Source organism: Chromobacterium sp. W521, assembly GCF_052805975.1.
The window spans coordinates 198815-217165 of record NZ_JBRBAF010000001.1 but is presented as its reverse complement, the minus strand read 5'-3'; the positions used below and the strand labels follow the sequence as shown (position 1 = coordinate 217165).

The following is an 18351-nucleotide window of genomic DNA, read 5'->3' as shown; positions in this document are numbered from 1 at the left end:
CAAATCCCCCTTTCCGTTTTATTCCCTCGCGACGCTGCGCTTGCCTCGCTCGGTCACGGCGGAACCGGCCCTAAATCATTATCCGCGTAGCGGACTCAATGTTTTGAGGCAATGGTCCCACTCGGAAAGATCGTAGACCGTCCCTCAGATCCCCAGCGTCGCGCCGCCGTCCACATACAGATTATGCAGTGTGATGTGGCGCGCCTGATCCGACAGCAGGAACAGCGCGGCATTGGCCACATCCTGCGGCGTGGCGATGCGGCGCAGCGGGATGCCGGTGCGGTACTGCTCCAGCGAGCCTTGCAGGATGGCCGGCGGGATGGCGTCGTCGCTCCACAGCTGGCGCTGCATCGCGGTGTCGGTGGAGCCGGGCGACACGATGTTGCAGCGCACGCCGAACTCGGCCAGCTCCAGGCCCAGGCATTTGCTGAACTGGGTGGTGGCGGCCTTGGACGCGGCGTAGGACGCCATCTGGGTGCGCGGCACTTCGGCGGCGTTGGAGCCGACGGTGACGATGCCGCCCTGGCGGCGCGCCTGCATGCGCCGCGCCACCGCGCGGCTGAGGAAGAACACGCCGTGGGTGTTGACGGCGAAGCTCTGCAGCCAGTCCTCGTCGCTGAGTTGCTCCACCGTGCCCAGGCGCAGCACGCCGGCGACATTGGCCAGCATGTCGATGGCGCCGATCTCGTCCTCGATGCGCGCCACCGCCTGTTCCACCGCCGCGCCGTCGCGGATGTCCAGCGGCAGCGGAATGATGCGGCCGTCGGCGTGAGCCGGCGCGTGCAGCGCCAGCTGCTGCAGGCCGTCGGCGCGCAAGTCCAGGGCCGCCACGCGGCAGCCCTGGTCCGCCAGCGAGCGCGCCAGCGCCGCGCCTATGCCCTGGGCCGCGCCGCTGACCACGGCCAGCCGGCCGCGGAATTCCGGATAGCTGGCGCTCATGCGGCCACCCTGTCCAGCTGGCGCGCCAGCAGCGCCTGCCAGGCGTTGACGCTGGGTTGTTGCGCCAGCTCGATGAAGTCGATTTCCGCGCCCAGCGCGCGCCACTGTTCCAGCAAACTCATCAGGCGGATGGAGTCCAGACCCCAGTCCAGCAGATTGTCGTCCAGGCCGATGTCGCTGGCCGGCTGTTGCAACAGCTCGGCGATGGCGACGCGCAGCGCTTCAGCGCTGGGCGCGGCGCTGGCCGGAGCGGCCAGTTGATTCAGCAGGCGCTGGCTATCCAGGGCCACGCCGCAGCGCTGGGCGACGTATTCCAGCGCCATCGCGTGGCGTTCGGCGGAGAAGTCGGCCAGGCCATCGGCGACGAAGAAGGGCTGGATGTCGTACATGAAGGCGTCCAGCGCGGTGCTCATGCAGCCGATGTGGGCGTAGATGCCGCAGATGATCAGCTGATCGCGTCCTTGTTGGCGCAGCAGGTTGAGGAAGGGCGAGCGCTGGAAGGCGCTGTAGCGCCACTTGGTCAGCACGGTGTCGTCGGCGGCCGGGCTCAGGCTGGCCACGATGGGGTGGCGTTCCGGGCGCGCCGGCAGGCCGGGGCCCCACATATCGTTGAGCAGGCCGCGGTCGCTGTCGGCCTGTTCCGCCGGCTGGGCGGTGTAGAACACGGGGATGTTGAGTTCGCGGCAGCGCGCGCGGATGGCGGCGATATTGCGCAGCGCGGTGGCCACAGGCTCGGCGTCTCGATCATAGAAATCCAGGAAGTATTCCTGCATGTCGTGGATCAGCAGCGCGGCGCGCTGCGGCGCCACCGTCCAGTTGACGCGGTTTTCCGGCAGTTGGGACGGGATGGCGTAGGGGGCGATGCGGGGAATGCTCATGCTTGTGACCTTTGGGTGGGCTGTGCGGCCAGTTTCTGTTCCAACATCTGGCGCAGGGTTTTCTTGCTGACTTTGCCGACGCTGGTTTGCGGCAGGGTGTCGACCAGCTCCAGCCGGTCCGGAATCTTGTAGGCGGCGAGGCCGCGCTCGCGCAGGAAGGCCGCCACTTGGGGCAGGCGGATCGCCTGTTGCTCGCGCGGGATGATGAAGGCGCAGGAACGCTCGCCCAGATAGGGGTCGCTCATCGCCACGATGGCGACGTCGCGCACCAGCGGGTGGGCCAATAGGTGGTTTTCCACTTCCTCGGCCGATATCTTTTCGCCGCCGCGGTTGATCTGATCCTTGGCGCGGCCTTCCACCGTCAGATAGCCGTCGGCGTTCATGCTCACCAGGTCGCCGGTGCGGTAGAAACCGTCGGCGGTGAAAGCGCGCTGATTGTGGTCGGCGGCGCGCCAGTAGCCGCGGATGGTATAGGGGCCGCGCGTCAGCAGATGGCCGACTTCGCCCGGCGCCACCGGCTGGTCCTCATCATCGACGATGCGCACTTCGTCGTCTGCGCTGATTGGCCTGCCCTGGGTGTGTAGCACCCGTTCCGGGCCGTCGTCGAGCCGGGTGTAGTTGACCAGGCCTTCCGCCATGCCGAACACCTGCTGCAGTTTGCAGCCCAGCGCGGGCTCGACGCGGGCGGCGAGCTCGGGGCCGAACTTGGCGCCGCCCACCTGCAGCAGGCGCAGGCTGGCCAGCTTGCCCGGCTGCTTGGCGGCGGCGTCCAGCCACAGCGGCACCAGCGGAGGCACCAACGCGGCGATAGTGACGGACTCGGCCTCAATCAGCTCGAAGGATTCGTCGACGCTGGGGCCGGAGGCCAGCACCACGGTGCCACCGGCGTGGAACACGCCGAAGCTGCCGGGCGAACTCATCGGGAAGTTGTGGCCGGCCGGCAGCACGCACAGATAGACGCTGTCTCGGCTCAGGCCGCAGATTTCGGCGCTGGCGGCGAAGCTGTACAGATAGTCGTCATGAGTGCGCGGAATCAACTTGGGCACGCCGGTGCTGCCGCCGGAAAGCTGGAAGAAGGCCAGGCCGCTGGCGTCCGGCTCCGCGGGCAGCGGCTGGTCCATCAGGTAGAGGCTGTTGAGCGGGGTGTAGTCGCCGGCCTCGCCGGCCACGATCACGTGTTGCAGCGAGGGCGCCAGCGGCAGCAGCTCGGCCGCCAGCGCGCGGTAGTCGAAGCCGCCGTGCTGGTCGGCGCAGATGTAGACCGCGGCGTCGGTGTGCTGGCAGAAGTAAGATACTTCGGCGCGGCGATGCGCCGGCAGCGCGAACACCGGCAGCATGCCGAGACGGAACAGCGCGAAAGCGACGATGAAGAACTCGGCGCAGTTAGGCAGCTGCACCACGGCGCGCTGGCCGGGGCGCAGGCCGCGGGCGTACAGGCCGGCAGCCAGGCGTTCGGCGTAGAGCTTGAGTTCGCGGTAGTTCAGCCGCTGCTTGCCGGCCACCAGCGCCAGCTTTTCCGGTTGTTGCTCGGCCTGGGCCGCCAGCATGGAAAACAGGGTCTGGCCCTGCCAATAGCCGGCCTCGCGGTAGTGGCGGGCAAAGTCTTCCGGCCAAGGGGTCCAGTCCAGTTGTTGCTCGCTCATGCCGCCTCCGCCAAGTCTGCCAGGCCCATCGCGCGCAGCATGGTGCGGAACTTGGCCGCGGTTTCAGCCAGTTCGCTTTCCGGCAGCGAGCCGGTGACGATGCCGGCGCCGGCGAACAGACGCAGCGTGCGCTCTGCGATTTCGGCGCAGCGGATGGTGACCGCCCATTCGCCGTCGCCGTTGCCGTCGCACCAGCCCACCATGCCGGTGAAGAAGCCGCGGTCGAAGGGTTCGATCTCGCGGATCAGCTTGCGGGCCGGGTCCGCCGGGAAGCCGCATACCGCCGGGGTGGGGTGCAGCGCGCGGGCCAACTCGAAGGAGCCCACGGTCGGGTCGATCAGTTCGCCGCTGATGCGGGTGGACAGGTGCCACATGGTGGCGGTAGACACCAGGGACGGGCCGGCCGGCACTTGCAGATTGCGGCAATACGGCGCCAAGGCCTCGACCACGGCGTCGATCACCAGCTTGTGTTCGTACAAGTCCTTGCCGGATTCCAGCAGGGCGTCGGCGCGGCGGCGGTCTTCAGTCGGGTCCGGACTGCGCGCGGCGGAGCCGGCCAGCGGATTGGTGATCACTTGCCGGCCGTAGCGCGCCAGCAGCAGCTCAGGGCTGGCGCCCATCAGCGCCCGGCGCGGCGCGTCGTCCGCGCTCAGCTGCACCGCGAAGGTGTAGCCGTGCTGGTTCTGGCTGGCCAGATTGAGCAGCAATTGACGCTGATCTATGGCTTGTTGGGCGGAAAGCTCTAAGGTGCGCGACAGCACCACCTTGTCCAGCGCGCCGCTGCCGATGCGGGCCAGCGCGTCGCTGACGCCTTGGCAGTAAGCGGCCGGCGCCGGCTGCGGGGTCAATTGGCAATCGGCCTGCAAAGGTTGGCGCAGAGCGCTGCGTTGTTCCTGTTTCAGCGCGTTGGCGCGGCGCACGCGCCGCGGCACGAACAACCAGGGTTGTTGTTCCGGCATGAAGGGAATGGCGCCGACCACTACGGCCTGAGCCGGGTCCGGCTGGGAGGCCAGCGCGGCGGCAATGGCGGCGCTGGGGTCGGTTTCGGTGATCACTTGCTGGATGCCTTCAGCCAGGAGAGTGTGGCATGGCGAGGCGAAGAAGAAGGCGGAATCGGCCTGGTAGGCGGCCAACAGATTGTGTTCGCCGCTATAGGCTGGATCGAGTGAGGTTTGGTTCATCGCTGTTCCTGAGTCCACTGGGTAGGTGGGGGATGGCTCGTTTTGAGCGTCGATGGCGAATATAAATGATAATCGTTATCTATTGCAATACGGTGATATTACGCACAGATGATATTGATTTCACATTTTTGCTCTAGAACTTCGCTGGGGCAGAGACTTAGGTTTTGGGCATCTTCGTTAATGTTTGCGCCTTTTTCTGTTGCTGCGTGGGGGCGGCGGGGATGCAAAGGGGCGCATGAAGTCAGGCAATGCGAAGGCGAAAGACGGGGTCTCATGCCGGGCGATTGGACTAATTTTGTTAAAAACGCAATTGACAATCATTCTCAATAAAAATATCGTAGCCGCCAATTGAACCGCTTGCATGGCAGGCGCAGGATGGAGAATGACAATGTATTCCGAAGGCAGCGACAGCATGGACGGCGTTCCCGATAGTGCGCAGGCGGCGGAGCCGATGAGCTTGCGGCGTTTACCCTCGCCGCGCGAACTGATGGCCGACGCGATGGCGGACGATAGCGCGCGGGAGACGGTGACGCGCGGGCGCCGCGCGGCCCAAGCGGCATTGGCCGGAACCGGTTCGCGGCGCCTGCTGCTGTTGCGTTTGCCGCTGCCGGCGTTGTTGGAGCAGGCAGGGCAGTTGGCCGCGTGGCAGTTGCGAGAGGGGGGCTGGAGCGTGCTGGTCCAACCGCTTGCCGGCGCGACGACGGGACGCGGAAGGCAGGCGTTGTTGGAGCAAAGAAGGGTTTATTTGCAGTGCTTGGCCGCGGGCGTGCCCTTGGCGCATGTCTTGATTCAACTTAATGAGATGGCGTATCTGAGCGATCTGGTCAGCGCGGCGCTGCTGCCGCCAACCGTGATTGAGAGCCAGATTCACCGCGAGCTGGCATCGGCTCTGCCTTGCCCGGTGCTGCTGGAGCCTGGCGACGCCGACAAGCTGCAGATCGCGCGCGACGCTCGCCAGGCGGTGGCCGCCAGCCATCGATTCCCGATGCTGTTGAGCGAGGGGCGGGTGGGCCTGGTGGAAAGCGCCGGCAATCCGGACGGCGCGGTGCTGTTGGGGCCGGGCATGGCGGCGGGAGACGCCCCGCACTTGCTGGCCTTCGACGACGCTCCGGAACGCGGTGAAGACTGGGCGCCGGCTTGCGGCGGCCTGACGCTGACCGCGTCCAGCGTGACGGCGGCCCAGCGGCGTTTCGAGCGCTGGAGAACGTCTGATCTGTTGGCTACGGCCGGCTGAACTTAGAGCTTGTTTACGATTTGGCCGATGCGGGCAGATCGTAAACAGGCGCTTAGCGGCTACTGCTTAAACAATCGCGTCCACTGCCCTTGGCGTGGTAAAGCGCCTCATCGGCCCGCGCGTAGCAACTGGCGACGTCGTCGTCTGGCCGCAGTTCGGTCAGCCCGATCGAGCAGGTGTAGCCTAGTTCCGGTTTGGCCGCCAGCGGACGGTCCCGCCGCGCGGCGGCGAGAATCCGTTCACAGCACTGTTCTGCTTCAAGCAGCGAGGTTTGCGGCAGCAAGAGCATTAATTCCTCGCCGCCCAAACGCCCAAAACCATCCCTTTGCCGTAGCTGAGCGCGCACGGTCTGGACGAAGCTGCAGATCACCTGATCGCCGGCTGGATGGCCCTCAAGGTCGTTGATGCGTTTGAAGTGGTCCAGGTCGAGGATGGCGAGGCAGGCCGGCGCCGAGTGCTCACGCCTTTGCTGCAGCAATAGTTGGAGCAACTGCATCAAATGGGTGCGGTTGCTGATGCCGGTCATTGGATCGGTCTGGGCGGCGCGCAAGGCCACATCGCGGGCCTGGCGCAGCTCGCGTTTGTCGGCCCGCAGCTCGGTGATGTCGCTGGCTTGGCACAGCATCCAGCCGTCCGCGCTCATCGTTTCCGTCATCCACATCCATCGGCCGTCGCATAAATCAGCCTCGAAAGCGCGATAAGGCAGCTTGCCGCGGCGCGAACAGGCGGAGCGCAACCAGGCTTCGATATCGTCGGTCTCTATCCGCGAGCCTTGTTTTTGCTGGTAGTTCCGTCGCATCAGTTCCGCCCAGCTCAGGCACTCCTCCTGCGTCAGGAAGAAGCTTTGTCGAAAGGCGGTGTTGGCGTAGCGCAGCATGTCGTGCCGGTCGAACAGCGCGACAAGAGCCGCGCTGTTGTCCAGCATGGCAAGCAGTGTGATGCAGAGGGCGTCCGTCATGGAGGTGGGCTACTCAAGCGTGTTTCAGTGAGTATCGTACCCGGTTGCCATGCTTGCCAAGGCGCATGCTGCGCGTCACAACATGGTGAAGGCCGCCATGCCCACCAGCGCGCCGGTGGTGCCCAGTATCGTCTCCATCAGCGACCAGGTTTTCAGAGTCTGAGCCTCGTTGGCGCCGGTGAATTTACCGAATAGCCAGAAGCCGGAGTCGTTGACGTGGCTGAGCACGATGGAGCCGCCGGCGATACAGATGGACAGCGCGGCCAGCTGCGCGCCGGACAAGCCCATGGTCTCGATGGCCGGCAGCACCAGTCCCACCGTGGTCAGGCAGGCGACAGTGGCGGATCCTTGAATGATTCTGACCGCGGCCGCCAGCGCGAAGCAGGCGACGGCGATGGGCAGGCCGGCGCCGATCAGCGCGTTGCCCAGCGCCGGCCCCACGCCGGAATCCACCAGTACCTGTTTGAATACCCCGCCGGCGCCGGTCACCAGCAGAATGATGCCGGCCGGTTGCAGCGCGGCGCTGCAGATGCGCATGACCTGTTCCGCCTCCATGCCGCGACGGACAGCCAGGCCATAAATGGCGATCAGGCAGGCGGCCAGGATGGCGCTGAACGGATGGCCGATGAACTGCAGCCAATGGAAGACGGTCGAGCCCGGCGTCGCCAGATGGCTGCCCAGGGTTTTGCAGGCCACCATGACCAGAGGAAACAGCACCAACGTCAGGCTGAAGGCGAAGGAGGGCATGCGGTCGCGCTCCAGCGTCGGCTCGCTGATGTCGTCCGGCAGGGCCAAGCTGACGTGCCGGCTGATGAAACTGCCGAACAGCGGGCCGGCCAGCAACATGCCGGGAATCGCCGAGGCCAGCCCGATGACGATCATCCAGCCGAAGTCCGCCTGCATCTGCGAGGCCAGCAGCATGGGGGTGGGGCCGGGCAGCAGGAAGGCCGCCGAGGCGGCCACGCCGGCGAACAGCGGCACGGCCAGCTTGACCACATTGCCGCCGGTGCGGCGAGCCACTGCGAACACCACGCCGATCAGCAGCACAATGGCGACGTCGAAGAACAGCGGCAGCGCGCAGACCAGCCCGGCCACGCCCAGCGCGTAATGCGCGCGCCGTTCGCCAAAGCTGCTCAAGAGCCGGCCGGCGATCTGATCGAGCGCTCCGGTTTCATGCAGTATCTTGCCGAACATCGCGCCCAGGGCCACCACCACGGCGAGGAAGCCTAGGGTTCCTGCCATGCCTTTTTGCATGGTGTCGGCGATTTTTTCCACCGGCATGCCTGAGGCCACGCCGGCCCCGATCGAGACCAGCATCAACGCGATGAACGCATGCAAGCGAGCCTTCATCACCAGCAACAACAACAGGGCAACCGAGCCCAGCGCGGTCAATACGAGGGTTGCAATGGACATGTCAGCGCTCCTGGCGGGACTGGATCAGGCGCATCGCGTCGGCGACGACGCGGTTCAGCTCGGGGCGGATGTCCAGAGTATGGACATCGGTTTCGTCCGGCCCGGGTTCCTCTAGCGCGGCAAATTGCGAGGCCAGCATATCGGCCTTTTGAAAATGGCCTTGCCGGGCTTGCAGCCGTTGCAGGATCAGATCGAAATCGCCTTTCAAGTAAAGGAAGGACAACTGCGGGTTGCCGGCGCGCAGCTGGTCGCGGTAACGCCGTTTCAGCGCGGAGCACACGATGATGGACAGCGCGTTGCTGCGTTGCATGGCGTAGGCGGCGTCGCTGAGCGCGTTGAGCCAGGGGTGGCGATCGGCGTCATCCAGCGGCGTTCCTGCGGCCATTTTGTCGATATTGGCGCGAGGATGCAGGAAGTCTCCGTCCAGTACGGCGCATGTCAGGCGCTGGGACAGTTGCGCGGCGAGCGCGGATTTGCCGCAGCCGGAAACGCCCATCAGCACGTAAACCTGATGTGGTGTGGAATTCATGAAGCCACTCCAATGAGTTGTCGAATTGTTTGAAGGCGGATCGTGATTGTTACCGGTAACATTACGCCGATAACAATATGTCGGCTTTGCAAGGCGCAGGCAAGCGTTTTGAGCGCCGGCCTTGACTCGGCTGTGACGATTTGGGGGTTTTGTCTTGATAAATAAAGGTTTTTTTGAGGGGCGAGTGTCGTATTCCGGCACTGGCCTAGACGCTGCCGCCCAGGCTTAGGGTGTAACCCAGGTCAATGACGGGATCGGTGTAACGCTGGCCGTGGATACGGCCTAGCAAGCGTTGCGCCGCCAGCCGGCCAATCGCTTCGCGCGGCGTGACCACGCTGGCCAGCCGCGGATGCAAGGCGGAGCCGATATCCAAGGCGTTGAAGCCGGCGACGGCGATACGCTGCGGCACGGCCATGCCCATGGCCTGGGCTTCCAGCAAGGCGCCGGCGGCGATGTCGTCGTTGGTGCAGAACACGCCGTCCAGGTCCGGCGCGGCGGCCATGGCTTGGCGCAACATCTCGCCGCCTAGCTGAAAGCTGGAGTGTTGCTCGGTCTGTATCTCCAGCGGAACCAGTCCGGCTTGTTCCATCGCCGCCCGGTAGCCGGCGGCGCGCAGCCGGGTGCGGCGGTCGAGGCGGGCGGCCAGATAGGCGATGCGCCGCTTGCCCCGCGCGATCATGGTCCGGGTCATGTCTTCGGCGGCGGCCTGATGGTCCAGGCCCACGGCCAGGTCTATGGGCTGGGACGGCAGTTCCATCACTTCCACAACCGGAATCGCCGCCACTTGCAGCATGCGCAAGGTGCGTTCGGAGTGGATGGTTTCGCACAGGATCAACCCATCCACCTGGAAAGACAGCAACTGCTCCACTTGCCGGGTTTCTTGTTCGACGTCGTAGCAGTAATGACCGTACAGCGTATGGTAACCGGCCTCCCGAGTCACGGACTCGACGCCGTGAACCAGGTTGGAGAACACCTGGTTGGACATCGACGGCAACAACACGCCGATGGCGCGGCTCTTGGCCCGGGCCAACAGGTCCGGCACCCGGTTTGGGATATAGCCCAATTGCTCCATCGCGCTGGAGATGCGCTGGCCGGTGGCGTCCGATACCAGGCTGGCGTTGCGCAAGTAACGGCTGACCGTCATTTTGGAAGTGCCTACCCGGTCTGCGATGTCCTGCAGCGACGGGCGCCTCGGCTTATCGCTCATGGCGCGGGTCCGGCGAGGCGGAAGCGGCGGCTTCCAGTGATAGGGCGAACGGCGCGAAACAGGTCATGCGGACATCGGCTCCCATGGCGGCGTGGTAAGTCAGGCAAGCCGCGATTGTAGACCGATTTCCGTCAAATGAGCTATGGCTAGTGGATGGCTGTGGCCGTGTATCTCAGTTTTTTGGCATAAAAGCGCGCTTCGTCGCCGACGTCGCGAGGTTTAATCAGCCGGCAAGCCCAATAAGCGACGCAGATTGTTGATCACCTGCTGACGTTTTGCCTGCTCTTGCTGGTAGTCGCGGTCGGCGGCGGCGATGTCCGCCGAGCAGTGCGGGCAACAGGTTTCGTCGGGATGGATGTATTGCTGGCATTGCCGGCACAGCGCCAGCTTGGCCGGCGGCTTGCCTTCGCGCGGCGCGATTTTGCCCTTGTTTTTCCAAGTCAGCGCGATGACTTGGCCGCTGCGGCTGATTCGGCTGACTTCCTGGCCGCTGGCGATGTCTTCGGTGATCAAGTCGAATCGTCCAACGGCGAAGGAGGCGGGCGCGGCGTCCTGTAGTTTGACGATGCGCTCGCGCAGGCCCTGTTTTTCCAGCTCCAGCGCGCGGTAATGACAGTAGGGGTTGTTGCCGGGCTTGCCCAGCAGGGAGTGGGAGGTCCAGGTGCACCCGCCTCGGCAGATGTCGTTGTAGTAGCAGCCGCGGCAATAGCCCCATAGATCCTCCACCGAGCGCAGGCGGCCAAAGTGGATGCCCTCGCTGTGGTGCCAGATGTCGTCCAGGCTCATATCGCGAACATTGCCGCCGGAAAAGCCGACGGTGGCCAGCGATGGACAGCCCTTGACGGTGCCGTCCGCCTCCAGCGCCAGCACGGTCTGGCCGGCGGCGCAGCCGCTCCAGTGAACCCGCTCGTCGCCAAATCCGCGCCACAGGCGCTCGTACGGGCCGTAGTATCCGATATTGTTGCCCACATTCATCAGCAGGCCGCGCTCCACGCCTTCGCGGTAAAGCCGCGCCAGCAAGGGCATTAGTTCCAGCAGTTGGTAGGGTTGCAGCAGCAGCTCGTCATTGTCCACCGCATTGCCCATCGCCACCGTCAACTGGATCTGCCAGTGGGTGGCGCCCAGTTCGATGATCTGGTCCATCAGCGCCGGCAAGTCCGGCATGGTGGCCGCGCCGATCTGGGTATTGACGCTGACGGCGAGGCCGGCCGCCTTGGCGCGGCGCAAGGCGTCCACCGCCTTGTCGAAAGCGCCCGGCACATTGCGCACCTTGTCGTGCAAGGGCGCAAGGCCGTCCAGCGATACGCCGACGCCGTTGAGGCCGGCGTCTATCGCCTGTTGCAGGCGGGCCGGGTTCAGATTTCGGCCGCCGGTCTGGATCGCGCAATACATCCCGTGGCCGCGGATGGCGCGTATCAATTGGGTCCAGTCCTTGCGCAGATAGGCTTCGCCGCCGATCAGGGTGATCTCGCGCGTGCCCAGCGCCGCCAGCGCGTTTATGACCTCCAGGCATTCGGCGGTGGACAGCTCGTTGGGGCGGCGGTGGCCGGCGCGGGAGCCGCAGTGCAGGCATTTCAGGTCGCAGGCCAGCGTGATTTCCCAAACCACGTGCACCGGGACGTAACGCTTGAAGTCTTCGTCGTCCAGATAACGGGCGGGACGGACGGCGGGGCGGTCATCGAGCATGAGCGGGTCCTTGGAAGGGGGCGAGGAGCGTCCGCTGGACGCCCCTGGACTTTGAACTGCTTAGAACCTGTTTACGATCTGCTACGCGTGGTGAAACGTGGCTCGGCGAGTGCAACTTCAAAATGCTCATGTACCGTGTGTACACGCCGCTTGCTCAGCCGTTTTCGCCTTGCCTCACCTTGGCTCGCGAGATCGTAAACATGTTCTTAGCGTGCGGCGCCGTTTAATGCCGGCCTTCTAGGCGGGCGATTTCCGCATGCAGCTGCTTCAGCGCGGCTTCGATATTGTCGTGCTGCTTCAACTGCTCTTCCGCCTGAATGGCCAGCGACTTCATCTGCGCCAGATTGTCGCTGGAGCGGGATTGCTGAAGCGCAGCGGCGTAGAGCGGAATGGGGTGGGGGTAGGGCTTGCTGCCGGAGCGCGGCTCCGGATGCACGGCCGGGGCCTCTGTCACGATGGCGTGCGCCACGGTGTGCCAAGCGTTCTGGTAGAAGAAGCGGTAGCTGGCGTGGCCGTCCTTCCAGTTCTGGTCGAGAATGCCTTGCAAGTGGAAGGTTTCGGCGATCTGGCTGTTGGGAGAGCTGGGGCTGCCGTCCAGCGACAGCACGATGTGGTGCTCGGCGGACGGGTCCAGTTTGGCTTGGCTGTAATGGCCCCAGACATTGGCCTGGAATTGCAGCGGCGGGCTGACGCTTTGGAAAATGCTGGCGTGGCCGCTGACCTTTTTCTGCAGCGTGTTGACCAGCAGGTCCAGGGTCAGGACCGGTGCGCCCAGCACCGGGGCGGAAACGATGTAACGGGTATGGAACAATCCTGTTGCTGACATGGAGCACTCCTTGGCGGATGGGGGAGAGACGGCGCTAGCCTATTTGCGTTCCAGCTTGGCGATTTCCGATTTCAGCGCGTCCAGTTCCTTGCGCAGTTGCGGCTGAGCGTCCAATTGCTGGCGGGCGTAGGAGGCCAGCGTTTTCATGTGAGCCAGGTCGCCGCTGGCGATGGCGCTTTGAATAGGCACGCCGTACAGCGCATTGATGGGCGGGTTGGGAAGAATCACCGGTCCGGGTCCCAGCGGCAACGGGAAATAGCGCGATTTCAGTTCCGGGTTGAGCTTGGCCGGCGCGTTTTCCACTTCCACCCACGCGGAACCGTTCAGATAGCTGTAATTGGCCACGCCCTGTTTCCAGTCCTGGCTCAGAACCAAGTGCAGTTTGAAGTTGACCGTGTTGCCGCTGTGGCCTTGGGCGGTGATCAGAATGCGGCCTTCGCTGGGCGGCATCACCGTCAGGTAGGTGTAGTCGCCGTGAACGTGGGAGTGAACGTCCAGCGGCGGATTGGTGGCCTGGGTGATGTGGGCGTCGCCGGTCACGGCGCTGCGCGGTGGCGCGACCAGCAGGTTCAGCGTAAGCCGTTGCGCGCCTTCCATGCCGGTGCCGATGAGGTAGCTGACGGGAAACAAGCCGATATCGGTTTGTGCGGTGTCTGACATAAAACCTCCGGAGAGTTAGGTGATGTTCCTGCCGGGCGAGCCGAGCGGGCTCGCTGGATCGCGAGAGTGTTCTTAGCGTCGTTCCAGGCGGGAGATTTCCTGCTTCAACTGATCGACGGCGGCGTGCAGATCGCCGTATTGGCGCAAGTGTTGTTCGCCTTGTTCCAGCAGGGTTTTCATCTGCGCCAGATTGCCTTCCGCAATCGCTTGGTGGATGGCGACGCCGTAAGGCAAGACTTGATGCGTGGGAAGATGGCTCATGAGTCGACCTGTTCCTTGAGAACCTGTTTGCGATCTGCTGCGCGTTGTGAGACACGACACGGTGAGTGCCGCTTCGAAATGTTCATGTGCCGTATGTGCATTCCGCTTTCTCAGCCGTTTTCGCCATGTCTCGCTTTTGCTAGCGGGATCGTAAACACGTTCTTAGCGCTGATTAACGAGATGACGGGCGGATGAGAGCGGGCCGCCCGCAAAGGGCTGCCGGACAAAGCCCGGCAGTGTTTATCGGTGTAGCAGTTGGGGGCGGCGGCAAACTGAACTTAAGGTCAGTTTTTATGAAGAACAAATACTTAAGTGGAAGTACCGAGCCGCGCGAACGCAGCCCGGAGCAAGGAAGAGAGGCTTAAAACCGGTTGGAAGGGCGAGCCAGATAGAACCACTCCTGGCCGCTTGGCGATTGAGGGTTGGGGAAGACGATGCGACCGTCGTCTATGGCCGTCACCGGGCTGCCGTCTGCGCGCCAGCCGATGAGTTCGCCTCTGCTCACCGGATCGAAGCTGGTCCAGTCGCGGGCAAAGCGGTCGCCATCGTCAAGTTTGTCCACCACTTCATACAGGCTCAGCGCTTCCAGAGCAGCAGGTGTGGGGGGCGGCGCGTCCATCATGCCCAGATGGGCCAGCGTATTGACGATGGCCTGGTAGGCGACATCCGGCGCGGCGGGGTCGTCGTGTTGGCCGCATTCCAGCGTCAGCGCCCAGCCGCCTTGTTGGCGCATGTATTCGGTGGTGCCCACGCCGTATCGGGCATCGCCGCCGGCCGTCTTGCCGCGGCGGCTCACGCCCAGGGCGTAAGTGGACAGCCAGCCGTCCACTGCGCGGGCCACGCCCAGCCGCTGCGCCAGAGCCTCTTCCCGCGCGGCCAGGGCGAAGGGTTCGAGCTCGCCGGCGTTGTCGCGCGGGCCGAGGAAGACGAAAGGCCGGCCGGGGGACTGGAAGGAATGCAGGTCCAGCAAAACCTCATGTTCCGACAGCAAGGGGCACAGCCAGTTGGCGACGTGATCTTCGAAGTCGCCCGGCGCGTTGCTGGGCGCGAGATTGCGGTTCAGGTTGCGTTCGCCGCCGCGCTGACCCAGCTGGAAAGCCAGCGTATTGACCACCGGAACCAGAGTCAGCCGGCCGGCGCGGAGCGCCAGCGCGCCTTGTTCCAGTTCGGCTATCACGCGACGGATGGCCAGCGCGCCGCAAACCTCGTTGCCGTGCACGGCGCCGGTGACGATCAGGCGCGGGCCGGCCCGCAAACTCTGGTAACGGTGGCTGGCGAAATGGGTGGGCCAGGCCGGGTTTATTTGAGCCATACGTCCTCGAAGTCAAAAGAGCCATTGGGATTCATCACGAAACCCTGCACATTGTTGCGCATCGGAATGTAAATGCGCGAATGGGCCATGGTGATCCAGGGGCGTTCGTATTTGAAAATTTCCTGGGCTTTCAAATAATACTGAGTGCGTTGCTTCTGCTCGGTGGCCTGCCGGCCGAGCAGCAGCAGCTTATCGAACTCCTGATTGCAGAAGCGCTGACCGCCCTTGCTGACGCTGCAGGACAGGGCGTTCCAGAGGAAGTCGTCCGGATCGCCGGAGTTGCTGGTCAGGCCCGACATATAGACATCGTGTTCGCCGGCGGCGGCGCGTTTCAGGTACTCGCCCCATTCGTAGGACCGAATATTGGCCTTGACGCCTATCTTGGCCCAGTCTTGCTGGATCATCTGCGCCATCAGTTTGCCGTTGGGGTTGGTGGGCCGCTGTACCGGCAGCGCCCATAAATCCAGGGTGAAGCCGTTGGGGTAGCCGGCTTGGGCCAGCAGCGCCTTGGCCTTGGCCGGGTTGTATTCATTACGGGTTTTGGGGTTCCAGCTCCAGGTGGACGGCGGATAGGGGTTGACCGCCTGAGTGGCGCCGCCCTTGGGGAACATCGCTTTGAACAGGGCGTCGCGGTTGATGGCGATGTCCAGCGCCACGCGCACTTCGCGTTTGGCGAACTGCGGCCGTTTCAGATTGTAGGCCAGGTAGGAAATATTGCTGGCGCCGGTGGCGGCGATCTTGATGTTCTTGTCGGTGTTCAAGGTGTCCAGATCGGACTCGCGCACCGCCGCGGCCACTTGGCATTCGCCCGCCTTTAGCTTCTGGATGCGTACTTGCGGGTCAGTGACGATGGCGAAGATCAGGCTGCGGGTTTTTTGCGGCGCGCCCCAGTATTGAGGATTGGCCTCATAGCGCACGGTTGAATCCTTGGCGTAGCTCTTGAAGCGGTAGGGGCCGGTGCCGATGGGCAGCAGGTTGATCTGCGCGGGCTTGCCGGCCTGCAGCAGCTGCTGGGCGTATTCAGCCGACTGCATGCCGGCGAAGCCCATCGCGAAGAACGTCAGGAAGGTGGCGTTGCGCTCCTTTAGCCGGATCTTGACGGTGTGAGCATCCAGCTTTTGCACCGAGGCTATCAGCTTGACCAGGCCGTAGCCGTCCGGGCCGGTCAGCGGGGTCTTGAACGCCTGATTGAACGTTAGGTCCGGCCGGATCCAACGGTTGACGGTGAAAACCACGTCGTCGGCGGAGAAGTCGCGACTGGGCTTGAAATACTCGGTGTGATGGAATTTGACGCCGCGGCGCAGTTTGAAGGTGTACTCCAGCCCGTCCGCCGACACGCTCCAGCTTTCCGCCAGACCTGGGCGCAGCGCCACGCCGCCGCGCTTGAATTCGGTCAACCCCTGGAAGACGGGCTTGACAATGTTGTAAGTGGAGGCGGTGTCCCACATCGCGGGGTCGAAACCTTCCGGCGAGGCTTCCGCGCAAAAGACCAGCGGCTTGGCCGCCAGCGCGGCGGCAGGCAAGGCGCCGGCCAGCAACAGGGAAAGGGAGAGGATCGATTTTGTCATTTACGCTATCCTGAATTCTTGTTCGCGGCATGCGAATTGTCCGTCATCTACCGCTGTCGGTCCAAGACCATGGCAATTGGTTCCCGGCGCGGGCCGGCTTCGCGGTTTCGACGGACTTTGCGAGGGGGCGGTGATGGGGGGATCGAGAGTGCTTGTCGTGGGCGCCGGCGTAATTGGCCTGTGCAGCGCATGGCGGCTGGCGCGGGCGGGCTGGCCGGTCACGGTGTTGGAGCGGCGCGGCGAGGCGGCGGCCGGCGCCAGCCACGCCAACGGCGGTCAGCTAAGCTATAGGTATGTCGCGCCGCTGGCCGATGCGGGCGTGCCGGCCAAGGCGCTGGCCTGGCTGTTGAGCGCGGATGCGCCTATGCGTTTGCGTCTAAGCTGGGACGCGGCTCAATGGCAGTGGTTGTGGCGCTTTTATCGCGCTTGCAACCGTAAAGCCAATCGCGCCGGCAGCGCTCAGTTGTGGCGTTTGGCGCAAGAAAGCCGCGTGTTGCTTGAAGGGCTGCGCGAGGAGGGGTTGGGCGGCTTTGCCTGGCGGCGCAACGGCAAGCTGGTGCTGTACCGCAGCGCGGCGGCGCTGGAGTATGCGCGTCAAGGCGTGGCGGCGATGAGCGAGCTGGGTGCGTGCCAGCAGCTGCTGGATACGGATGCTTGCCATGATTTGGAGCCGGCCTTGGCCGGACTAAGCGGGCCGATAGCCGGCGGCGTGCATACCCCTGACGAGGAAGTGGCGGATTGTCGGCTGTTCTGCCTGGCCATGCAGCGGCGGATGCTTGAGGAAGGCCTGGATGTTGAGTTCCGCTTTGGTCGGGAAGTTAGCGGTTTCGAAATGGCTCAGGGGCGAGTGCGGCAAGTCTTGCTGTCCGATGAGGTCTTGCCCTGCCGGCATCTGGTGCTGGCCGCCGGCGTCGGCGGCGCGGCGTTGGCGCGCAAGCTGGGCCTGCGGCTGCCGCTCTATCCGCTGAAGGGTTACAGCCTGGACATGCCCGCGGGAGAGTGTTTGCCGGTTCTAAGCGTCACAGACTTCGAACGCAAGACCTTGTACGCGCCGATAGACGGGCGTCTGCGGGTTGCGGCGGCGGCGGATCTGGTTGGCTACGACGAAAGCCCGGATCCGCGGCGCGTGGCCGGCTTGCGCCGGCAAGTGAAGCGCGATTGGCCGCGGGCGGGCTGTTTGGAACAGGCTACGGAATGGGCCGGCTTGAGGCCGGCCACGCCGGACGGGGTGCCCATGATAGGACGCGCGCCTGGCGGACCGGCTAATCTCTGGCTGAATCTCGGACACGGCGCCTTGGGCTTTACCTTGGCCCTGGGCAGCGCCGAGCGGCTGGCGCGGGAGATGGCTGGAGGATAAATGAAGGGGAGTGGGAAGAGAATGAAAGCGGTCATCGCCATGGAGGAGTTGGCGGCGCATCCGGAGTACCTGTCGATTGCGGATATCGACGGGGTAAGACTGGACCTGCGCTATGCCTGCGCCAATAATTTTGTGGGACGGAATCTTTACGGCGACGCGGCGCAGGCGCTGTTGCATCGCCGCGCCGCCGAGCGCCTGGCCATGGCCGCGCGCGAGTTGCGCAGGCAACGGCCGGGTTTCCATTTGCGGGTTTTCGACGCGCTGAGGCCGGGGAGGGTGCAGCGAGTGTTGTGGGACATCGTCAAGGACACGCCGCAACGCATCTACGTAGCCGACCCCGCGCGCGGCTCGATTCACAGCTTCGGCATGGCTGTGGACCTAAGCGTGGAGGATGACGGCGGGCGGGAACTGAACATGGGCACCGGCTTTGACGACTTCACCGAGCTGGCGCAGCCGCAGCGCGAGCCGGAGTTGCGGCGGACGGGGAGGCTGAGCGAGGCGCAATTGGCCAATCGCTTGCTGTTGCGCCATTGCATGAGCCAAGCCGGCTTCAGCGGCATCGCCACCGAGTGGTGGCACTTCGAGGCGGCGGATCGGGATTGGGTACGCGCTCATATGCTGTTGATCGAATAATTAAGTGGATGCTGGCCTGCCTAATGCCGCCGGGCCGGCGGCTTTATGCCCGGCAGGCATTTAGCA

The 18351-nt window shown here is 64.4% G+C and carries 17 protein-coding genes; 3 read left to right on the top strand and 14 right to left on the bottom strand.

The genetic code is table 11. The annotated features are described in order from the left end of the window. Nucleotides 1-144 precede the first annotated feature (144 nt). From ACUXV1_RS01100 to dhbC, 4 genes are read right to left on the bottom strand one after another with little or no spacing between them, the layout of a single operon-like run. A complete protein-coding gene (locus tag ACUXV1_RS01100) occupies nt 145-939 on the bottom strand; it encodes a 2,3-dihydro-2,3-dihydroxybenzoate dehydrogenase (RefSeq protein WP_446014317.1) in 795 nt (264 codons plus the stop codon). After that, on the bottom strand, nt 936-1817 hold the full coding sequence (locus tag ACUXV1_RS01095; protein ID WP_446014318.1) for an isochorismatase family protein: 882 nt from the start codon (nt 1815-1817) through the stop codon (nt 936-938). The genes ACUXV1_RS01100 and ACUXV1_RS01095 overlap by 4 nt, the downstream gene beginning before the upstream one ends. After that, nucleotides 1814-3460, bottom strand: a complete 1647-nt coding sequence (locus ACUXV1_RS01090; protein WP_446014319.1) for a (2,3-dihydroxybenzoyl)adenylate synthase — start codon at nt 3458-3460, stop codon at nt 1814-1816. The genes ACUXV1_RS01095 and ACUXV1_RS01090 overlap by 4 nt, the downstream gene beginning before the upstream one ends. Next, nucleotides 3457-4641, bottom strand: coding sequence for an isochorismate synthase DhbC (gene dhbC, locus ACUXV1_RS01085; protein ID WP_446014320.1), 1185 nt, complete (start codon nt 4639-4641; stop codon nt 3457-3459). The genes ACUXV1_RS01090 and dhbC overlap by 4 nt, the downstream gene beginning before the upstream one ends. 382 nt (nt 4642-5023) lie before the next feature. Between dhbC and ACUXV1_RS01080 the strand changes: the two genes are divergently transcribed. Continuing rightward, nucleotides 5024-5875: a hypothetical protein gene (locus tag ACUXV1_RS01080; protein WP_446014321.1), complete on the top strand. Its 852-nt coding sequence runs from the start codon at nt 5024-5026 to the stop codon at nt 5873-5875. A 52-nt stretch (nt 5876-5927) separates the two neighbouring features. Here the strand turns inward: ACUXV1_RS01080 and ACUXV1_RS01075 are convergent, their stop codons facing one another. From ACUXV1_RS01075 to ACUXV1_RS01030, 10 genes are all read right to left on the bottom strand, one after another. Beyond that, nucleotides 5928-6833: a GGDEF domain-containing protein gene (locus ACUXV1_RS01075; protein ID WP_446014322.1), complete on the bottom strand. Its 906-nt coding sequence runs from the start codon at nt 6831-6833 to the stop codon at nt 5928-5930. A gap of 75 nt (nt 6834-6908) precedes the next feature. Beyond that, nucleotides 6909-8246 carry a gluconate transporter gene (gene gntU / locus ACUXV1_RS01070; protein WP_446014323.1) on the bottom strand — a complete coding sequence of 446 codons (1338 nt, stop codon included), beginning with the start codon at nt 8244-8246 and terminating at the stop codon, nt 6909-6911. Between the two features lies 1 nt (nt 8247). Further along, nucleotides 8248-8775: a gluconokinase gene (gntK, locus tag ACUXV1_RS01065; protein WP_114153979.1), complete on the bottom strand. Its 528-nt coding sequence runs from the start codon at nt 8773-8775 to the stop codon at nt 8248-8250. A 205-nt stretch (nt 8776-8980) separates the two neighbouring features. Then, nucleotides 8981-9982 carry a substrate-binding domain-containing protein gene (locus ACUXV1_RS01060; RefSeq protein WP_194426257.1) on the bottom strand — a complete coding sequence of 334 codons (1002 nt, stop codon included), beginning with the start codon at nt 9980-9982 and terminating at the stop codon, nt 8981-8983. Nucleotides 9983-10201: 219 nt separating this feature from the next. After that, nucleotides 10202-11668 (bottom strand): GDL motif peptide-associated radical SAM/SPASM maturase, encoded by a 1467-nt coding sequence (locus ACUXV1_RS01055; protein WP_446014324.1) that lies wholly within the window; start codon nt 11666-11668, stop codon nt 10202-10204. 223 nt (nt 11669-11891) lie between these two features. Beyond that, entirely contained in the window at nt 11892-12494 is a 603-nt protein-coding gene (locus ACUXV1_RS01050) for a DUF1842 domain-containing protein (protein ID WP_446014325.1), read from the bottom strand. A gap of 39 nt (nt 12495-12533) precedes the next feature. Next, nucleotides 12534-13154 carry a DUF1842 domain-containing protein gene (locus ACUXV1_RS01045; RefSeq protein WP_337882296.1) on the bottom strand — a complete coding sequence of 207 codons (621 nt, stop codon included), beginning with the start codon at nt 13152-13154 and terminating at the stop codon, nt 12534-12536. 72 nt (nt 13155-13226) lie between these two features. Continuing rightward, nucleotides 13227-13415 (bottom strand): DUF1843 domain-containing protein, encoded by a 189-nt coding sequence (locus tag ACUXV1_RS01040; RefSeq protein WP_043631543.1) that lies wholly within the window; start codon nt 13413-13415, stop codon nt 13227-13229. A gap of 361 nt (nt 13416-13776) precedes the next feature. After that, nucleotides 13777-14727: a succinylglutamate desuccinylase/aspartoacylase family protein gene (locus tag ACUXV1_RS01035; RefSeq protein WP_446014326.1), complete on the bottom strand. Its 951-nt coding sequence runs from the start codon at nt 14725-14727 to the stop codon at nt 13777-13779. Continuing rightward, entirely contained in the window at nt 14715-16295 is a 1581-nt protein-coding gene (locus ACUXV1_RS01030) for an ABC transporter substrate-binding protein (protein WP_446014327.1), read from the bottom strand. Before ACUXV1_RS01030 ends, ACUXV1_RS01035 begins: the two co-directional genes overlap by 13 nt. Nucleotides 16296-16428: 133 nt before the next feature. Between ACUXV1_RS01030 and ACUXV1_RS01025 the strand changes: the two genes are divergently transcribed. Together ACUXV1_RS01025 and ACUXV1_RS01020 are read left to right on the top strand one after the other, a co-directional pair. Then, a complete protein-coding gene (locus ACUXV1_RS01025; RefSeq protein WP_446014328.1) occupies nt 16429-17652 on the top strand; it encodes a D-amino acid dehydrogenase in 1224 nt (407 codons plus the stop codon). A 21-nt stretch (nt 17653-17673) separates the two neighbouring features. Next, a complete protein-coding gene (locus ACUXV1_RS01020) occupies nt 17674-18285 on the top strand; it encodes a M15 family metallopeptidase (RefSeq protein ID WP_446014329.1) in 612 nt (203 codons plus the stop codon). Nucleotides 18286-18351 lie beyond the last annotated feature (66 nt).

Bases quoted from the DNA above. Each gene is read 5' to 3' on its own strand.
- ACUXV1_RS01075 (WP_446014322.1), bottom strand. From the start codon at position 6,833: ATGACGGACGCCCTCTGCATCACACTGCTTGCCATGCTGGACAACAGC.
- ACUXV1_RS01045 (WP_337882296.1), bottom strand. From the start codon at position 13,154: ATGTCAGACACCGCACAAACCGATATCGGCTTGTTTCCCGTCAGCTAC.
- ACUXV1_RS01055 (WP_446014324.1), bottom strand. From the start codon at position 11,668: ATGCTCGATGACCGCCCCGCCGTCCGTCCCGCCCGTTATCTGGACGAC.
- ACUXV1_RS01035 (WP_446014326.1), bottom strand. From the start codon at position 14,727: ATGGCTCAAATAAACCCGGCCTGGCCCACCCATTTCGCCAGCCACCGT.
- ACUXV1_RS01050 (WP_446014325.1), bottom strand. From the start codon at position 12,494: ATGTCAGCAACAGGATTGTTCCATACCCGTTACATCGTTTCCGCCCCG.
- ACUXV1_RS01030 (WP_446014327.1), bottom strand. From the start codon at position 16,295: ATGACAAAATCGATCCTCTCCCTTTCCCTGTTGCTGGCCGGCGCCTTG.
- ACUXV1_RS01020 (WP_446014329.1), top strand. From the start codon at position 17,674: ATGAAAGCGGTCATCGCCATGGAGGAGTTGGCGGCGCATCCGGAGTAC.
- ACUXV1_RS01025 (WP_446014328.1), top strand. From the start codon at position 16,429: ATGGGGGGATCGAGAGTGCTTGTCGTGGGCGCCGGCGTAATTGGCCTG.
- gntK (WP_114153979.1), bottom strand. From the start codon at position 8,775: ATGAATTCCACACCACATCAGGTTTACGTGCTGATGGGCGTTTCCGGC.
- dhbC (WP_446014320.1), bottom strand. From the start codon at position 4,641: ATGAACCAAACCTCACTCGATCCAGCCTATAGCGGCGAACACAATCTG.
- ACUXV1_RS01100 (WP_446014317.1), bottom strand. From the start codon at position 939: ATGAGCGCCAGCTATCCGGAATTCCGCGGCCGGCTGGCCGTGGTCAGC.
- ACUXV1_RS01040 (WP_043631543.1), bottom strand. From the start codon at position 13,415: ATGAGCCATCTTCCCACGCATCAAGTCTTGCCTTACGGCGTCGCCATC.
- ACUXV1_RS01090 (WP_446014319.1), bottom strand. From the start codon at position 3,460: ATGAGCGAGCAACAACTGGACTGGACCCCTTGGCCGGAAGACTTTGCC.
- gntU (WP_446014323.1), bottom strand. From the start codon at position 8,246: ATGTCCATTGCAACCCTCGTATTGACCGCGCTGGGCTCGGTTGCCCTG.
- ACUXV1_RS01095 (WP_446014318.1), bottom strand. From the start codon at position 1,817: ATGAGCATTCCCCGCATCGCCCCCTACGCCATCCCGTCCCAACTGCCG.
- ACUXV1_RS01080 (WP_446014321.1), top strand. From the start codon at position 5,024: ATGACAATGTATTCCGAAGGCAGCGACAGCATGGACGGCGTTCCCGAT.
- ACUXV1_RS01060 (WP_194426257.1), bottom strand. From the start codon at position 9,982: ATGAGCGATAAGCCGAGGCGCCCGTCGCTGCAGGACATCGCAGACCGG.